14 protein-coding genes are annotated in these 17,000 nt (G+C 75.1%); 10 read left to right on the top strand and 4 right to left on the bottom strand.

The genetic code is table 11. The annotated features are described in order from the left end of the window. Nucleotides 1-21 precede the first annotated feature (21 nt). On the top strand, nt 22-1,815 hold the full coding sequence (locus tag ACI783_RS12765) for a putative bifunctional diguanylate cyclase/phosphodiesterase (RefSeq protein ID WP_457140778.1): 1,794 nt from the start codon (nt 22-24) through the stop codon (nt 1,813-1,815). A 26-nt stretch (nt 1,816-1,841) separates the two neighbouring features. Here the strand turns inward: ACI783_RS12765 and ACI783_RS12760 are convergent, their stop codons facing one another. Then, complete coding sequence (locus ACI783_RS12760) at nt 1,842-3,161, bottom strand: endo-1,4-beta-xylanase (protein ID WP_457140777.1); 1,320 nt, start codon at nt 3,159-3,161, stop codon at nt 1,842-1,844. An 87-nt stretch (nt 3,162-3,248) separates the two neighbouring features. On the opposite strand from ACI783_RS12760, the gene mftE reads away from it, so the two are divergent. Continuing rightward, nucleotides 3,249-3,950, top strand: coding sequence for a mycofactocin biosynthesis peptidyl-dipeptidase MftE (gene mftE / locus ACI783_RS12755; RefSeq protein ID WP_457140776.1), 702 nt, complete (start codon nt 3,249-3,251; stop codon nt 3,948-3,950). A gap of 72 nt (nt 3,951-4,022) precedes the next feature. Here mftE and ACI783_RS12750 read toward each other — a convergent pair whose 3' ends face one another. Both ACI783_RS12750 and ACI783_RS12745 read right to left on the bottom strand, forming a co-directional pair. Further along, nucleotides 4,023-5,027 (bottom strand): iron-siderophore ABC transporter substrate-binding protein, encoded by a 1,005-nt coding sequence (locus ACI783_RS12750; RefSeq protein WP_457140775.1) that lies wholly within the window; start codon nt 5,025-5,027, stop codon nt 4,023-4,025. A gap of 29 nt (nt 5,028-5,056) precedes the next feature. Continuing rightward, complete coding sequence (locus tag ACI783_RS12745; RefSeq protein WP_457140774.1) at nt 5,057-6,097, bottom strand: iron-siderophore ABC transporter substrate-binding protein; 1,041 nt, start codon at nt 6,095-6,097, stop codon at nt 5,057-5,059. 169 nt (nt 6,098-6,266) lie between these two features. On the opposite strand from ACI783_RS12745, the gene ACI783_RS12740 reads away from it, so the two are divergent. The 3 genes from ACI783_RS12740 (at nt 6,267) to ACI783_RS12730 (ending at nt 9,485) form a co-directional block, all read left to right on the top strand. Then, a complete protein-coding gene (locus tag ACI783_RS12740; protein ID WP_457074503.1) occupies nt 6,267-6,518 on the top strand; it encodes a type B 50S ribosomal protein L31 in 252 nt (83 codons plus the stop codon). Between the two features lie 85 nt (nt 6,519-6,603). Next, a complete protein-coding gene (mftF, locus tag ACI783_RS12735) occupies nt 6,604-8,037 on the top strand; it encodes a mycofactocin biosynthesis glycosyltransferase MftF (RefSeq protein WP_457140773.1) in 1,434 nt (477 codons plus the stop codon). A gap of 140 nt (nt 8,038-8,177) precedes the next feature. Continuing rightward, nucleotides 8,178-9,485, top strand: a complete 1,308-nt coding sequence (locus ACI783_RS12730) for a multidrug effflux MFS transporter (protein ID WP_457140772.1) — start codon at nt 8,178-8,180, stop codon at nt 9,483-9,485. 6 nt (nt 9,486-9,491) lie between these two features. Here the strand turns inward: ACI783_RS12730 and ACI783_RS12725 are convergent, their stop codons facing one another. After that, nucleotides 9,492-10,211, bottom strand: coding sequence for a hypothetical protein (locus tag ACI783_RS12725; RefSeq protein ID WP_457140771.1), 720 nt, complete (start codon nt 10,209-10,211; stop codon nt 9,492-9,494). Between the two features lie 127 nt (nt 10,212-10,338). Here ACI783_RS12725 and ACI783_RS12720 point away from each other — a divergent pair, with 127 nt between their 5' ends. The 5 genes from ACI783_RS12720 to ACI783_RS12700 all read left to right on the top strand — a co-directional run bounded on the left by ACI783_RS12720 (nt 10,339) and on the right by ACI783_RS12700 (nt 16,858). After that, nucleotides 10,339-11,568 (top strand): MFS transporter, encoded by a 1,230-nt coding sequence (locus ACI783_RS12720; protein ID WP_457140770.1) that lies wholly within the window; start codon nt 10,339-10,341, stop codon nt 11,566-11,568. Between the two features lie 103 nt (nt 11,569-11,671). Next, a complete protein-coding gene (locus ACI783_RS12715) occupies nt 11,672-12,205 on the top strand; it encodes a (2Fe-2S)-binding protein (RefSeq protein WP_457140769.1) in 534 nt (177 codons plus the stop codon). Then, on the top strand, nt 12,202-14,676 hold the full coding sequence (locus ACI783_RS12710; protein ID WP_457140768.1) for a xanthine dehydrogenase family protein molybdopterin-binding subunit: 2,475 nt from the start codon (nt 12,202-12,204) through the stop codon (nt 14,674-14,676). The genes ACI783_RS12715 and ACI783_RS12710 overlap by 4 nt, the downstream gene beginning before the upstream one ends. Beyond that, nucleotides 14,673-15,530 (top strand): FAD binding domain-containing protein, encoded by an 858-nt coding sequence (locus tag ACI783_RS12705; RefSeq protein WP_457140767.1) that lies wholly within the window; start codon nt 14,673-14,675, stop codon nt 15,528-15,530. Before ACI783_RS12710 ends, ACI783_RS12705 begins: the two co-directional genes overlap by 4 nt. A 134-nt stretch (nt 15,531-15,664) precedes the next feature. Further along, nucleotides 15,665-16,858, top strand: a complete 1,194-nt coding sequence (locus tag ACI783_RS12700) for an SRPBCC family protein (RefSeq protein ID WP_457140766.1) — start codon at nt 15,665-15,667, stop codon at nt 16,856-16,858. Nucleotides 16,859-17,000 lie beyond the last annotated feature (142 nt).

Genomic DNA, 17,000 nt, shown 5'->3' with positions numbered 1-17,000 from the left:
GTCCGGGACCACCGTCACCGGGTGATCCTCCGGATCGGTGGGGCGACCACCGGGATCCTGCTGCTGCTGTGCTGGGCGTGGGGGCACGGGCAGCTCACCGCACTCACGGTCCTGGCTGCGGTGGGCGGCCCGCTCGCGGTCGCGGCCCTGCCGGGGCTGGGGCGGTCCGCGCGTGCCGCGACGGCCACGGTGGGGTTGATGGGGGCCTGCGTGGCCCTGGTGCACCTGTGGGGCGGCGTCACCGAGGCGCACTTCTCGTTCTTCGTGATGGTCGGGCTGGTCTCGCTCTACCAGGACTGGGTGCCCTTCGGCATCGCGCTCGTCGTGGTCACCGTGCACCACGGCGTGGTCGGGACGCTCCACCCGGACGCCGTCTTCGGCCACCACGGAGCGCACGCCCCCTGGGTCTGGGCCGGCGTCCACGCGGCGTTCGTGCTCGCCGCCAGCCTCGCGCACCTGGCCGCCTGGCGGCTGAGCGAGGACCAGGTGCGCACCGACCCCCTCACCGGCCTGGCGAACCGCACCGCCCTGGAGGAGAACGCGGACCGGCTGCTGCGCCAGGACACCCCGGTGAGCTTGCTGTTCATCGACCTGGACGGCTTCAAGGACGTCAACGACGGCCGGGGTCATGCAGCCGGTGACGCCGTCCTGCTCGCCGTCGCGGACCGCCTGCTGCGCAGCGTCCGCCAGGAGGACCTGGTAGCCCGGATGGGCGGCGACGAGTTCGCCGTCCTGCTGCCGGGTGGCCCGCAGGTCGCCGCGACCGTGGCGAACCGGGTGCTGTCCTCGATGGCCCTGCCGGTGGCCCTGGACGTCGGCGCGGCCACGGTGCACGCCAGCGTGGGCCTTGCGGCGACCGCGGTGGGCGACGGGCACACGGTCGGTTCACTGCTGCGGAACGCGGACCTGGCGATGTACCTGGCCAAGGCCCAGGGCGGGAACCGGCTGGTGACCTATGCGGACGGGATGGCCGAAGCGGCCCGCCGGCGGGCCGACCTGCACCAGGACCTGGCGCAGGCGACGGCGGCCGGGCAGCTGGCGGTCCACTACCAGCCCACCGTACGGCTCTCCGACGGGACGGTCACCGGCTTCGAGGCGCTCGTCCGCTGGTTCCACCCGGTGCGCGGGCTCCTGCCGCCGGGCGACTTCATCCCGTTGGCCGAGGAGACGGGGGCCATCGCCGAGATCGGCAGGTGGGTGCTGCGGCAGGCGCTCCACCAGGGGGCGGTCTGGTCGGCCCGGTCGGGTCTGCCCCTGCGGATGGCGGTGAACGTCTCCCCCCGGCAGCTCCTGGACGGCGATCTGACCGGCGACGTGGTGGCAGCCCTGCAGGAGAGCGGCTTCCCCGCGGCGCAGCTGACCATCGAGGTCACCGAGGGTGTGCTGGTCCACGACGTCGACCGGGTGGCCGACCAGTTGCAGCAGCTCCGGGACCTGGGCGTGGCCATCGCCATCGACGACTTCGGTACCGGCTTCTCCAGCCTCTCCTACCTCCAGCGGCTGCCCGCGGACGTGGTCAAGATCGACCGCTCCTTCGTGAACGACCTGCTGACGGGCAACTCCTCGGCCACGCTGATCGCCTCGATCCTCGAGCTGGCCCGCACCCTGGGTCTCGACGTGGTGGCCGAGGGGGTCGAGACCGAGGAGCAGCGCCGCGCCCTGGCCGACCTGCGGTGCGAGCACGCCCAGGGGTTCCTGTTCGCCCGGCCGGAGCCGGCCGAGCGGTGCTGCCCCCCGGCGCTCGCCGGGTCCTCGACCGCGCCGCCCGCCCCGGTCGGGCCGACCGCCCCGGTCGGGGAGCCGGTCGCCGGCTGACCGGCCACTGCTGTTGTCGGTCCCCCTCAGCGGCCCGTCACCCGGACGTCGACAGCCGTCGTGCCGGCTCGGTCGAGCGCGAACGCCGCCGTCGTCCCGCCCGTGGTCAGCTCGTAGTCGCCGAGGAAGCCACGCACCGGCACCCGGCCGGCGTCGTCGGTGCGGAGGGTCGTCGGCGCCAGCCACCACTCGCCCTTCACCAGGCCGAGCAGCGCGTCGTAGGCCGGCTTCGGCGACCCGTCGGCGCGGACGAACCCGACCGGCGCGCCCAGCCACGCCCCGGCGTCGGACAGCCCCCAGTAGGTCACCGACTGCACCGACGGGTGCGACAGCAGCGTCCGGTAGTGCCGCACCACCTCGTCGGCCTGCCGCGCCTCGCCGTCCGGCGTGGACGGCCACTCGTCGACCTGCCAGTCGTTGAGGTCCTCGATCTCCGGCGGCATCAGGTCACCGGAGAGCAGCGTGCTCTCGGTGAAGTGGATCGGCAGGCCGTACCGGGCGAACCGCTCCAACGTCTCCAGGGTGCGCTCCTCGCCCCAGTACCCCTGGTGCATGTGGCTCTGCAGCCCCAGCGCGTCGACCTGCACCCCCGCTTCCAGCACGCCCTCGATCAGGCACTCATAGGCGGTGGACATGTCGAAGTCGTTGAGCAGCAGCGTCGCCGCCGGGTTCGCCGCCCGCGCCTCCTCGAAGGCCAGCCGGATCACCCCGATCCGGCCCAGGTCGCGGGCCAGCCGGGTGAGCCCGTTGTCGTACTTGTCGAACACCGGCATGATCACGACCTCGTTGATCGCGTCCCACGCGTCGACCACCCCGGCCAGGCCGGCGACCTCCCGGCGGATCCTGCCGCGCAGCTCCGCCTCGATCTCGGTGTTCGACAAGCCGAGCAGCCACTCCGGCGCCAGCGTGTGCCAGGCCAGCGGGTGGCCCTTCACCGTGGCGCCGCGGGCACGGAACCACTCCGCACTCCGCCGCAGCCGCTCGGTGTCCGGCCGCCCGCGCTCCGGCTCGAAGTCGCCCCAGTAGAACGGCAGCGTGGCCGCGTTGAACAGGTCGAACCAGCGGTCGGCCAGCTGCAGCGCCTGCTCGGGGTCCGCGGCCGCGCCGAACACCGAGCCCGGGCCACCCGCCGTCCCCAGCTCGCCGTTGGCCAGCGGGATGAAGTCGAACCCGATGCAGCCGAACCCGAAGGCGTGCCGCGTCTGGGCGACGCTCACCTCCGCGCCGGCCAGCGGCCGGCCGTCGGCGCCTCGGACGGTCACGGTGGCCTCGGCGACCCGGTGGGCCAGCGCCGGGTCGACGGGGTACGTGCGGTCGGCGAACGCGCGGAGGGGTGCAGCCGGCATCGGTGCGGGCCTTCCTGTCAGGGGGCGGTCGCGCTCGTCGTCCCCAGCCGCGCCGCACCTGACACCCCGTCTGGCAGGGTGCCCGCCGTGGACGGACAGCGGCTGGCCGGTGCGACCTGGCCGGAGATCGGGTCGCGGCCGCTGGTCGTGGTGCCGCTGGGCTCGGTGGAGCAGCACGGCCGGCACCTGCCGCTGGCCACCGACACCGTCGTCGCCCGCACGGTCGCCGAGGCCGCCGTCCCCGACCTGGACGGCGCGTGGCTCGCCCCGGAGCTGGGCTACGGGGCCAGCGGGGAGCACGAGGGCTTCCCCGGCACCATCTCGCTCGGCACCGAGGCGCTGACCGCGCTGCTGACCGAGTACGGCCGCTCGGCCGGGCGGTGGGCCGGCCGGGTGCTGGTGGTGAACGGGCACGGCGGCAACCTGGACGCGCTCCGCGCGGCGGTGCCCCTGCTGCGCACCGAGGGGCGGGACGTCGCGTGGTTCCCCTGCGGGGTGCCCGGCGGCGATGCGCACGCGGGGCGCACCGAGACGTCACTGATGTTGCACGTGGAACCGGATGAGGTGGACGAGGCGCTCGCCGCGCCGGGGGTGACCACGCCGATCGCCGAGCTGCTGCCCCGGCTGCGCGCCGAGGGAGTGCGCGGGGTGAGCCCGGACGGCGTCCTGGGCGACCCGACCGGCGCATCGGCGGCGGAGGGGGCGGCACTGCTGGCGGGCATCGTGCAGCGGCTGGTCGCCGCCGTCACCCGCTGGGACGTCGACGCCACGGGCCGGCTCCGCGGCTGACCCCCGACGCCACGATGGCCGTTCTGGCGCCCGGGACGGACGCCAGAACGGCCATGTGTGCGGCGAGAGGGCTCAGCCGAGCGCGTCGGCGAACAGCGGAACGGCGTTCTCCAGCGCGTACTGCGTGGCCAGCGGCGTGCCGATGGAGAAGGCGTTGGTCAGCGTGGTGTCGTCGAGCACGACCACCCGGCCGTCCTGCACCGAGGGGACCGCCTGGAACAGCGGGTCGTCGGTGATCTCGCTGGCCTCGATGAAGATCGGGAACATCACCGTGAGGTCGGCGTCGAGCAGGGGCAGCTGCTCGCTGCTCAGCGAGATGGCGAAGCTGTCACCGGCCAGGTCCTGCACCGCCGGCGAGTTGGTGAAGCCCAGCCGCTGCATGAAGTCCACCCGGGTGTCGCCCCGGACGTAGGCGCCGTAGCCCTCCGCGGTGCGGGTGCCCACGACCACCGACTTCCCGTCGAACTCGGGGTGTGCGGCGGCCGCGTCGGCGAACGCCTGGTCGACCTCGGCCTGCAGCTCGGCGGCCTCCTCGCTCCTGCCGAGGGCGGCGCCGATCATCTCCAGCTGCTCCTCCGGGCTGGTCAGGTAGGCGTCGGCCCCCTCGGGCACCCCGACGGTCGTGGCGATGGCGCTGAGCGACTCGTGGCGAGCGGGATCGCCGCTGGACTTCGTGTCCAGGATCAGGTCCGGCTGGAGGGCGGCGATCGCCTCGTAGCTGGGCTCCATCGTCTCGATGAGCTCGGGGGCCTCGTCGTACCTGCCCTCGGCCCAGGGGCCGACGCCCTCGTCGCCGAAGCCGAGCCAGTCGCTCGCCCCCACCGGCTGCACACCCAGCGCCAGCGCCGTCTCCGCGTCGCCCCAGCCGAGCGCCACGACCCGGGTCGGCTCCTCCTCGATCTCCACGTCGCCGAAGGCGGTGCTCACGGTCACCGGGAAGGCGTCGGAGGAGCTGGTCGTGGGGTCGGTGCCGGCTGCGGCGCCGGTCTCCTCGTCGCCGGAGTCGGAGCCGCAGCTGGTCACGACGAGTGCGGCGGCCAACAGGGCGGCGCCGCGGAGGGCGAGTCGAGAGGACATGGGAGCTCCTGGTTCCGGTGGTGTGGGGGTCAGGCGGCCGCGGAGAGCGCGGCCAGGTACTCGTCGAGACCCCAGGTCATGGAGAGCACGGTCGGCGGGGAGACGGCGGCGATCAGCTCGTCACCGATCAGCGTGGCGTGGTGACCGGTCTGGATCTGCTCCATCGTCTGCGCGTACGGCTGGGCCACGAAGGTGTCGGACTCCTCCTGGGTGGAGGCGTAGCTGAGCAGGATGTCACTGGTCAGCTTCGACACCTCCTCCAGGCTCAGCGTGAAGTAGAACGTCGACTCGCCAGTGGACAGCTCGCGGACGCTCGGGGCGACCTCCAGGCCGAGGTCGGTCAGGAACTCCACCCGGGGGTCGGCGGCCTCGTAGACGTAGAAGGTGCCGGCGGTGTCCCACACCGCCGCGACGGTCTTCCCCTGCAGTTCGGGGTGCTCGGCGGCGGCGTCCGCGACCGCCTGCTCGGTCTCCGCGACGAGCTCCGCGGCCTCTTCGTCCTTGCCGAGAGCCCGGCCGACCGTGGTGGCGACGTCCCGCCACGGGGTGGCCCACGCCTCGCCGGGGTAGGCGACGGTCGGCGCGATGTCGTTCAGCAGCTCGTACTCCTCCGCGGTGATCCCGGAGTAGTTGGCCAGGATCACGTCCGGGTGGGCGGCCGCGATGGCCTCGAAGGGCACCTCGACGGAGTCCGGCAGCACCGTCGGCGTCTCGGCCCCCAGCTCCTCCAGCTCGTCCGCGATCCAGGGCAGCAGACCCTGCTCGTTGCCGCCGTACGCCTGGAAGGGGATGGCCACCGGGACGACGCCCAGGGCGAGGGCGGCGTCGGTGCTGCCGAAGCCCCAGGTGACGACGGCCTGCGGCTCCTCCTCGATGGTCGTCTCGCCGAAGGCGTGCTCGATCGTCACCGGGAAGGCGCTGGCCGAGCTGTCGGCAGCGGCGCCGGCGTCGGCCTGGTCGGCGGAGCCGCAGGCGGTGAGGGCGAGCGCACCCGTCAGGAGGGCGGCGGCGAGCCGCACGGTGCGGTGGGACAAGGGGATCTCCTCGGGCATGAGATAGGTGAGGCTCACCTAACCACATCGGAGAATCGCGAACCGGTCACCGTGCAACGCACCGGCCGGAGCGCGCATCTGTCGTCGTCCCGGGAACAGGCCGGGGCGGGAGCCGGTTGCACAGGACAGTCGCGATCAGCCCGCCCCGCCGGGGGCGGACGTCCCGCGCGGACCGAGAGGACCCACCATGCGCAACGGCATCCACCCCGAGTACCGGACCGTCGTCTTCCAGGACACGTCGACCGGCGCCACCTTCCGCACCCGCTCGACGATCGCCACCGAGCGGACGGTCGAGCTGGACGGCGAGACCCTGCCGGTGGTCCCGGTCGAGATCAGCGCCTCCTCGCACCCCTTCTGGACCGGCAACCAGCGCGTGCTGGACACGGCCGGCCGGGTCGAGAAGTTCAACCAGCGGTACGGCGCCCGCACCCGCGGCTGACCACCCCGCTCTCCCGACGCCCCCGTCGGCCCCCCCGGGCCGGCGGGGGCGTCGTCGTGCGAGCGGCGCGATTACGGTGCCGGGCGTGCTGACGACGTCGTCCCCGCCCGAGGAGCCGCTGCCCACCGGGCTGGTCGTCCGGCTGGACCCGGCCGTCCAGCGGCGCGAGGACGGCGCGGTGCTCGTCGGCGGTTCCCCGCTGCGCCAGCTGCGGCTGGCCCCCGCCGCCCGGGCGGTGCTGGACGGCGACCGGCTGACCGTCACCGACCGGCGCAGCGCCGCCCTCGCCGGCCGGCTGGTCGACACCGGGCTCGCGCATCCGGAGGTCGGCCCCGCGCCCACCGACGACGTCACCGTCGTCGTCCCGGTCAAGGACCGCACCGACGGGCTCACCCGGCTGCTCGCCGCCCTGCGCGCCGACCCCGGGACGGCGGGCTGCCCGGTGGTCGTGGTGGACGACGGCTCGGCCGACCCGGCCGCGGTGGCCGCTGCGGCCGCCGGTGCCCGGCTGGTGCGGCACGAGCAGGCCCGCGGTCCGGCCGCGGCCCGGAACGCCGGGCTCCGGGTGGCCGCGACGCCGCTGGTGGCGTTCGTCGACTCCGACTGCGTGCCCGAGCCCGGCTGGCTCGGGCACCTGGCCGGGCACCTGGGCGCCGACCCCCGGCTGGCGCTGGCCGCCCCCCGGATCACCGCGCTGCCGGTGCAGGCGGAGGGCTGGGTGGCGCGGTACGAGGCGCTGTCGAGCGCGCTGGACATGGGGGAGCGGACGGCGCTGGTGCACCCGCGCAGCGCCGTCCCCTACGTGCCCAGCGCCGCCCTGCTGGCCCGGCGGTCGGCGCTGGGGGACGGCTTCGACGAGTCGATGCAGGTCGCCGAGGACGTCGACCTGGTGTGGCGGCTGATCGGCGCCGGCTGGCGGGTCCGCTACGAGCCGGCCGCCCGGGTGGCGCACGAGCACCGGGTCGACCCGCGGGACTTCCTCACCCGACGGGCCTTCTACGGCAGCGGCGCGGCGCTACTGGCGCAGCGGCACGGGCCGCTCGTCGCACCGGTGGTGCTCTCGCCCTGGTCGGGGGCGGCCTGGGCGCTGGCGCTCACCGGCCGGCCCGCCGGGGTGCTCGCCGCCACCGCCGTGCTGGCCGAGGCGTCCCGCCGCCTGGCCGGCCGGGTGGCCGTGCCCGGCGGGCGGCCGCCGTACCGGTGGGCGGCCGGGCTGGTGCTGCGCGGGACGGCGGGGGCCGGCCGGATGCTGGCCCGCTCGGTGACCCGGCACCACTGGCCGCTCGCGCTGGCCGCGGCGCTGGCCTCCCGCCGGGCGCGGGCCCTGGTGCTCGCGGTGCTCGCCGGGGACGCCGTCGCGGCCTGGTGGCCGCACCGGGCGGAGGTCGACCTCGGTGCCTTCGCCGCCGGACGCCGGCTGGAGGACCTCGCCTACGGCGCCGGGCTGTGGGCCGGCGCCTGGCGGGCCCGGGACGCCACCGCGCTGCTGCCGGTCGCGCCCCCGCCGGTCGCCGGCTGACACGCGGGAGTGACGTTTCGGTGAACAACCACTCGGCGTACGGAAGGGGCGGAACAAGCCGGCGGGGCCGGGCATTGGAGTCGCCGTAGTGCGGTGACCAGCGTCGGCCCCGCAGGAGGACCGACCACGGGGAGCACCGCTTGAGCACCACCCAGGACACCAGCAGCCAGGAGGCCGCCGTCGCGGCGCGCGCCACCGGCGCCCGCGCCCACCGCGAACCGCAGCCCGCACCACCCGGTCAGGCGCGCACCGCACTGGTGCTGGGCGCGTTCGTCGCGCTCGGCCCGCTGACCATCGACATGTACCTGCCGGCCCTGCCGACCATCACCGAGGACCTGCAGACCACCTCGGCGACGGTGCAGCTCACCCTCACCGGCACCCTCGTCGGCCTCGCGCTGGGGCAGCTGGTGCTCGGCCCGCTGGCCGATGCGCTGGGCCGCCGGCGCCCGCTGCTGGCCGGCACCGCCGTGCACGTGCTGGCCTCGCTGCTGGTGCTCGTCGCCCCGAACGTCGCCGTGCTCGGTGCGCTGCGCTTCTTCCAGGGGGTCGGTGCCGCGGCCGGTGCGGTGATCGCGATCGCCGTCGTCCGTGACATGTTCACCGGCCGGGCGGCCGCCACCATGCTCTCCCGGCTGTTCCTGGTGATCGGCGCCGCGCCGGTGCTCGCCCCCACCATCGGCGGGGAGGTGCTCCGGTTCACCTCCTGGCGCGGGGTGTTCGTGGTCCTCGCGGTCTACGGCGCGCTGCTGGTGGCGATGGGCTGGTTCGCCCTGCGCGAGACGCTGCCGCCGGAGCGCCGGCGCAGCAACGGCGTCGTCGGCACGCTGCGCGGCTACCGGGCGCTGCTGCGCGACCGGACCTACGTCGGCCTGGTGCTCGTCGCCGGCCTGACCATGGCCGGCCTGTTCGCCTACGTCTCCGGCTCGTCGTTCGTCTACCAGCGCGACTTCGGGCTCAGCGAGCAGCAGTTCGGGCTGTTCTTCGGCTTCGGCGCGTTCTTCCTCATCGGCGCGACCCAGTTCAACCCGGTGCTGCTGCGGCGGTTCGGCCCGGCGCAGATCCTGGTGAGCGCCACGATCGCCGGCGCGGTGGCCGGCGCGGTCCTGCTCCTGCTGGCGGCCACCGGGGTCGGTGGGCTGTTCGGCGTCGCCGTCCCGCTGTGGGCCGTGCTCGCCGCGTGCGGTCTCGCGCTGCCCAACGCCCCGGCGCTGGCGCTGTCCCGGCACGGCGAGGCCGCCGGCACCGCCGCCGCGCTCCTGGGCGCGGTGCAGTTCGGCGTGGGCGCTGCCGTCTCCCCGCTGGTGGGCCTGCTCGGCAACGACGCGGTCGCCATGGGCACGGTGATCGTCGGCTCGCTGGTGCTGGCGCTGGTCGTGCTGTTCACCGTGGTCCGGCCCTGGCAGCTGACCGACGTCGACCCCGCGGACGCGCCGGCCGCCGCTCACTGAGCGAGCTCAGCCGATGACCACCGGAGCCGAGGTGCCGACCTGGTACAGCCGCGTCGTCCCGGTGCTCGGGCTGAGGGTCTCCTCCTCCAGCCAGAACACGTAGGGCACGCCGGGAGCCAGGCCGGCCAGCACGACGGCCTGCTCCTGGCAGCCCTCGGCGGCGGGGACCACCTGCCGGACCGGGTCGGCCTGCTCGCCGGGGACGAGCTGCTGGCTCACCGCGGACACCCGGTACGACAGCACCTCGGCCCGGCCGGCGGTCATCCAGCTCACCGTCGCCGAGCCGGGCCCGGGGACGACGCCGGGGGTCATCCGCCGTGGCGAGGAGAAGCCGCCGCACGGGTCCGGGCGGTGCTCCAGCACCGGGGGGCGGCCCACGTTCGCGTTGGGCACCACGACGATCCGGTGCGGCCGCGGGGGCTGGGGGACGACGAGCCCGGTGTCCGCCTGCCGCGCGGCCGCCGAGCCGGCGTGCGCCAGCCCCTCGCTGGTCACCGCGGCGGTGAACGGGTCGGTGCCCACCGGGCTGTTCGCGCTGAGCTGCGCGCCGACCGCCACGCCGCGGCTGGCCGTGCTGACCTCCAGCACCGCCGGCGCCACCTGGGTGCCGGCGACCAGCAGCCCGCCGGCGACGGCCACCGTGGGCACCAGCCAGCGCCGGGGGCGGCGCGCCCGGCGCCGCCGGGTCCTCGGGCTGGACTTCGTGGTCCTGCGCGCTCCGGCCATCGCCGCCTCTCCTCGGGTCCTCCCGGGAGTCTCGGCAGGACGGCGCCGGGCTCGCGCCGAAACGGGGAGGCGCGTCCCACACCGTGGCCGGGAATGCCGGGACGGCGGGGCGTCCTTGGCACCGGCTGTGAGCGCAGCGCCGACGGGCACGACGACCCCGACCACCACCCGGCATCCGGAGCTGCCCTCGGCCCGCACCGCCACGCTGGCGATCGGGGCCCTGGGGCTGGGCGGCTTCGCCATCGGCACCACCGAGTTCGTCACCATGGGCCTGCTGCCCGACATCGCCGCCGGCACCGGGGTCACCATCCCCGAGGCCGGGCACTACATCTCCGCCTACGCACTCGGCGTCGTCCTCGGCGCACCGGTGCTCGCCGCGCTGGGCGCCCGGCTGCCGCGCCGCGCGCTCGCCGTCGGCCTGATGGTCGCCTTCCTGGTGGGCAACGCGCTCACCGCGCTGGCCCCCGGCTACCCGACGCTGCTGCTGGCCCGCTTCGTCGGCGGCCTGCCGCACGGGGCGTACTTCGGGGCCGCATCGCTGATCGCCGCCTCCCTGGTCGCCCCCCACCTGCGCGGCCGCGCAGTGAGCTCGGTGATGCTGGGGCTCGCCGCGGCCAACGTCGCCGGCGTGCCCGCGGGCACCTGGCTGGGCCAGCACCTCGGCTGGCGCTCGGCCTACTGGGCGGTCGTGGTCATCGCAGTGGTCACCATCGTGGCCATCCTGGTCGTGGTGCCCTCGTCGCCGGGACGCCGGGACGCCTCCATGCGCGCGGAGCTCGGCGCGCTCAAGCGCCCGCAGGTGCTGCTCACCCTGGGCCTGGCCACCGTCGGCTTCGGCGGACTGTTCGCCATGTACAGCTACATCGCGCCCACCGTCACCGACGTCGCCGGGATGTCGGCCGGCTTCGTGCCGGTGGTGCTGCTGGCCTTCGGCGTCGGCGGCCTGCTCGGGACGGCGCTGGGTGGCCGGCTGGCCGACCGGGCGCTGTTCCCGTCCCTGATCGGGGCGACCCTGTCCACCGGCGCGCTGCTGGCGCTCATGCTGGTCGGGTCGCTGCACGCCGCCACGCTCATCGCCAACGTCTTCCTGGTCGCCGCCTCGGCCTCGACGATGGTGGTACTGCTGCAGCTGCGGCTGATGGAGGTCGCCGGCGACGCGCAGATGCTCGGCGCCGCGCTCAACCACTCCGCGCTCAACGCGGCCAACGCCCTCGGCGCCTGGCTCGGCGGCCTGGTCATCGCCGCCGGCTGGGGCTACCGCGCCCCCAGCGGCGTCGGCGCCGGGCTGGCCGTGCTGGGCCTGGGCTTCCTGCTCGCCTCCGCGCTGCTGCGCCGCCGGGAGCTCGCCGTCCGCTGAGCGGCGTCCGGGGCTGGCCTTCCGCCGCCCTGCGCTGACACACTCTGCTCCGCACCGGCTGTGACGCCGGACACACCTGCCACGCAACGGAGCGGAGGACTCGGTGACCCAGATCAACGTGCGGGTCGACGGGGCGTCCTACACGGACGACGTCGAACCACGGACCCTGCTCGTCCACCACCTGCGGGAGCAGCTGGGCAAGGTCGGCACCGTCGTCGGCTGCGACACCAGCAACTGCGGCGCCTGCACCGTCCACCTCGACGGGCACGCGGTGAAGTCCTGCACCGTCTTCGCCGTCCAGGCCGACGGCTGCGAGGTCACCACCGTCGAGGGGCTGGCCGAGGGCGGCACCCTGCACCCGGTCCAGCGGGCGTTCACCGAGATGCACGGACTGCAGTGCGGCTTCTGCACGCCGGGGATGATCATGGCCTCGATCGACCTGCTGCAGGACAACCCCGACCCGACCGACGACGAGGTCCGGGAGGGCATCGAGGGCAACCTCTGCCGCTGCACCGGCTACCAGAACATCGTCCGGGCCGTGCGCGCCGCCGCCGCCGAGATGCGGGCGGAGGACGCGCACGTCGTCCCCGCCGAGGTCGACACCGCGGCGGCCGACCACGTGGTGGTGCAGGCATGACCGTCACCGAGGAGCCCGGCGCCCCCGCCCCCGAGACCCCCGTCCCCGAGGTCGGGCAGGCACGCCGCCGCAAGGAGGACGCCCGGCTGATCACCGGGCGCACGCAGTGGACCGACAACCTGGTGCTGCCCGGGATGCTGCACCTCGCGGTGCTGCGCAGCCCGATGGCGCACGCCCGGATCACCGCCGTCGACGTCACCGCCGCCCGGGAACGGCCCGGCGTCGTCGCCGTCTATACCGGCCGCGACCTGGCCGACGAGCAGGGCTCGCTGCCCTGCGCCTGGCCGGTCACCCCGGACATGGTCAACCCCGGGCACCCCTCGATCGCCGTCGACCGGGTCAACCACGTCGGGGAGGCGGTGGCGGTCGTCGTCGCGCGCAGCCGGACGGCGGCCGCGGACGCGCTCGAGGCGATCGAGATCGACTACGAGCCGCTGCCGGTGGTGCTCGACATGGAGCAGGCGGTGCAGGACGGCGCCCCGCTGGTGCACGAGCACACCACCTCCAACACCAGCTACCACTTCGTCTTCGACGCCGGGGAGGCCGGCACGGGCGCGGACACCGACGCGGCCTTCGCCGACGCCGAGGTGGTGGTCAGCCGCCGGTTCGTGCAGCAGCGGCTGATCCCGGCGTTCATGGAGCCCCGCTCGGTCGTCGTCCAGCCGCTCGGCGACAACTACACGATGTGGTCGGCCACCCAGGTGCCGCACATCCTGCGGGTGATGGCGGCGATGGTCACCGGCATCCCGGAGCACAAGCTGCGGGTGATCGCCCCCGACGTCGGCGGCGGCTTCGGCGGGAAGCTGCAGGTCAACCCGGAGGAGATCCTCTGCCTGCTGATCGCCCGGCGGCTGGGCAAGCCGGTCAAGTGGACCGAGACCCGCAGCGAGTCGCTGATGACCGCCCACCACGGCCGCGACCAGGTGCAGTACATCGACGTCGCCGCCGACCGCGACGGCACCGTGCGGGGGCTGCGCTGCCGGATCCTCGCCGACATGGGCGCCTACCTGCGGCTGATCACCCCGGGCGTGCCGGTGCTGGGCGCGTTCATGTTCCCCGGCATCTACCGGTTCCCGGCCTACCGGTTCGAGTGCGACGGCGTCTTCACCAACAAGGTGCCCACCGACGCCTACCGCGGCGCCGGGCGGCCGGAGGCCACCTTCGCGATCGAGCGGATCATGGACGAGCTCGCCGTCGAGCTGGACATGGACCCGCTGGAGCTGCGCCGGAAGAACTGGATCGACAGCTTCCCGTTCACCACCGTCGCCGGGCTGGAGTACGACTCGGGCGACTACGCCACCGCCACCCAGCAGGCGCTGGAGCTGATCGGCTACGACGAGCTGCGCGCCGAGCAGCGGCGGCGGCGCGAGTCCGATGACCCGGTCCAGCTGGGCATCGGCTTCTCCACCTTCACCGAGATGTGCGGGCTGGCGCCCTCCCGGGTGCTCGGCTCGCTGGCCTACGGCGCGGGCGGCTGGGAGTCGGCGTCCATCCGGATGCTGCCCACCGGGAAGGTCGAGGTGGTCACCGGCTCGACCCCGCACGGGCAGGGCCACGAGACGGCGTGGAGCCAGATCGTCGCCGACTCCCTCGGGGTGCCCTTCGAGGACGTCGAGGTGCTCCACGGGGACACCTCGGTCTCCCCCCGGGGGATGGACACCTACGGCTCGCGCTCCCTGGTGGTGGGCGGCACGGCGGTGGTCAAGGCCGCGGAGAAGGTGGTCGCCAAGGCCCGCCGGGTCGCTGCCCACCTGCTGGAGGCCAGCGAGGACGACCTGGAGTTCAGCGGCGGCCGGTTCTCGGTCCGGGGGACGCCGGGGGCCGGGATGGACATCCAGGAGATCGCCCTGGCCGTCTTCGCCGCGCACGACTACCCGGAGGGGATCGAGCCCTCCATCGACGCCGAGGCCACCTTCGACCCGGACAACTTCTCCTTCCCGCACGGCACGCACATCTGCGCGATGGAGGTCGACACCGACACCGGCTTCGTGAAGATCCGGAAGTACGCGTGCGTCGACGACGTCGGCACGATCGTCAACCCGCTGATCGTCGAGGGCCAGGTGCACGGCGGCCTGGCCCAGGGGATCGCGCAGGCGCTGTACGAGGAGGCGGTCTACGACGCCGAGGGCAACCTGACCACCGGCACCTTCGTCGACTACCTCGTGCCCTCGGCCACCGACCTCCCGCACTTCGACACCGGGCACACCGTGCACCCGGCCACCGGCAACCCGCTGGGCGCCAAGGGGGTCGGCGAGGCCGGGTGCATCGCCAGCACCCCGGCGGTGGTCAACGCCGCCCTCGACGCGGTCCGGCACCTGGGCGTCACCGACATCCGGATGCCGCTGACCCCCGAGCGGGTGTGGCGGGCCCTGCACACCGGGGGCGACGGCGGCGACCGCGCCGCCGAGGGCAGCAACGCCTACGGCGGTGCCCGCACCACCGAGTCCGGCTACGAGGAGGCAGAGCAGTGATACCCGCACCCTTCGCCTACGCCCGGCCGACCACCGTCGAGGAGGCGCTGCAGGCGATCGCCGACGGGGGTGAGGACGTCAAGGTCCTGGCCGGCGGGCAGTCGCTGATCCCGGTCATGCGGCTGCGGCTCGCCGCGCCGGAGACCGTCGTCGACCTCACCCGCGTGCCCGAGCTGCGCGGCGTCCGGGAGGAGGGTGACGGCCTCGTGATCGGCGCGATGACCACCCACGCCGACGTGCTCACCGACCCGCTGCTGGCCCGGTACGGGCGGCTGGTGGTGCAGGCCACCGAGACCGTCGCCGACCGGCAGGTGCGCCGGCGCGGCACGTTCGGCGGCGCGCTGGCCCACGCCGACCCGGCCGGTGACCTGCCGGCGGTGGCGCTCGCGCTGGACGCGGAGTTCGTGCTCGCCGGGCCGTCCGGACGGCGCACCGTCGCGGCGGCGGACTTCTTCGTCGACTACCTCACCACCGCCCTGGACGACGGCGAACTGCTCGTGGAGGTCCGCATCCCCAAGCTCGGCGAGGAGTGGGGGGTGCGGTACGAGAAGTTCAACCGGGTCGCCCAGGCCTGGTCGATCGTCGCGGTGGCCACCGCCGTCCGGCGGGAGGGCGGGCGGATCACCGAGGCCCGGATCGGGCTGACCAACATGGGCCCCACCCCGCTGCGGGCCCGGGCCACCGAGGCCGCCCTGGTCGGGGTGGACGTCAGCCTGGAGACGGTCACCGCCGCTGCTGCGCAGGCCGCCGAGGGCACCAGCCCGAGCAGCGACCTCAACGCCCAGGCCGACTACCGCCAGCACCTGGCCACCGTGCTCACCCGGCGCGCGGTGGCCGCGGCGGCCGGCCTCTAGCGCACCGGCGCACGCCGGACCGGTCCGTCACATCGGCGTGGCCGTCCGGCGTGCCGCGGGCCGATCTCCTGCGCACCGCCCCCTGACGTGGTCGGATGGGGGCCGCCGAGCAACTCGTCCCCGGAGGTCCCGCAGTGCAGCTGGAGAACTCGTTCATCGTCCCGGTGCCGATCGACGACGCCTGGCGGGTGCTGCTGGACATCGAGCGGATCGCCCCGTGCATGCCCGGCGCCGTGCTCGACTCGGTGACCGGGGACGAGTTCACCGGCCGGGTCAAGGTGAAGCTCGGCCCGATCAACCTGACCTACCAGGGCAAGGCGTCGTTCGTGGAGAAGGACGAGGCGGCGCACCGCGCGGTCATCGACGCCAAGGGCAAGGACCAGCGCGGCAACGGCACCGCGGCCGCGACGGTCACCGCCACCCTCGCGGCCGAGGGCAGCACCACCCGGGTCGACGTGCTCACCGACCTGAACATCACCGGCCGCCCGGCCCAGTTCGGCCGCGGCGTGATGACCGACGTGGGCAACAAGCTGCTGGGCCAGTTCGCCGACAAGCTCGCCGCCCAGCTGGCCACCACCGGTGACGACGTCGCCGTCGACCAGCAGGCGGCCGCGACCCCGCAGGAGCCGACGCCGTCCGCGAAGGTCGCCGCCGCCGCGTCGAAGGCGGCCGCGACCACCGCCGGCGTGGTGGAGGAGGCGGCGATGTCCGCGGAGGGCGCCGGGGGCGACGGTCCGGCGAAGAAGTCCGCCGCGGCAGCGAAGAAGACCGCGGCGACCGCAGCCGACAAGGCCGCCGACGCGGAGGCGTCGGCCGGTGCGCCGGCGAAGAAGGCCGCTCCCGCGAAGGCGGCCAAGGCCGCACCGGCGAAGTCCGCCGCGGCCCGCGCCGCCGAGGGGACGGCCGCCGCGGAGACCAGCCCGGTGCCCGACCCGACGGTGCCGCCGCGCCGGTCGAAGGCGGCCCCGGCGAAGGCCGCCTCGCCGACCGGGGCGACCACGCCGGACACCGTCCCCGCCGCCGAGACCCCGACCGAGACCCCGTCCGAGGCGCCGGCCACCCCGGCGAAGAAGGCCGCGCCCAGCCGGCCCCCGGCGGGCACCACCGCGCCGCCGAACCGGCCCGCCGGCGGTGGACCGGCCAAGAGCACGCCCGCCGCCGCCCCGCCCGCGCCCCGGCCGGCGCCCTCCCCGGCGCCCGAGCCCGAGCCGATCGACCTGCTCGAGGTGGCCGGCAGCGCGGCCATGACGCGCTTCGCCGCGCCGGCCGCCGGGGCCGCCGCGGTGCTGGTGCTGCTCGTGCTGGTGCTGCGCCGCCGCAAGCGCTGAGCCGGGGGCCCGGACCTCCTCCTGGGACAGTCGTGGGGGGGGGGGGGGGGGGGGGGGGGGGGGGGGGGGGGGGGGGGGGGGGGGGGGGGGGGGGGGGGGGGGGGGGGGGGGGGGGGGGGGTGGGGGGGTGTGTTTCTGAGTT

The sequence above is a fragment of the Modestobacter sp. SYSU DS0511 genome, assembly GCF_054050755.1.
Note: the sequence above shows the minus strand (reverse complement) of the source record. Positions and strands in the feature narration are given on the sequence as shown.

Bases quoted from the DNA above. Each gene is read 5' to 3' on its own strand.
- ACI783_RS12750 (WP_457140775.1), bottom strand. From the start codon at position 5,027: ATGTCCTCTCGACTCGCCCTCCGCGGCGCCGCCCTGTTGGCCGCCGCA.
- ACI783_RS12710 (WP_457140768.1), top strand. From the start codon at position 12,202: ATGACCGTCACCGAGGAGCCCGGCGCCCCCGCCCCCGAGACCCCCGTC.
- ACI783_RS12740 (WP_457074503.1), top strand. From the start codon at position 6,267: ATGCGCAACGGCATCCACCCCGAGTACCGGACCGTCGTCTTCCAGGAC.
- ACI783_RS12725 (WP_457140771.1), bottom strand. From the start codon at position 10,211: ATGGCCGGAGCGCGCAGGACCACGAAGTCCAGCCCGAGGACCCGGCGG.
- ACI783_RS12760 (WP_457140777.1), bottom strand. From the start codon at position 3,161: ATGCCGGCTGCACCCCTCCGCGCGTTCGCCGACCGCACGTACCCCGTC.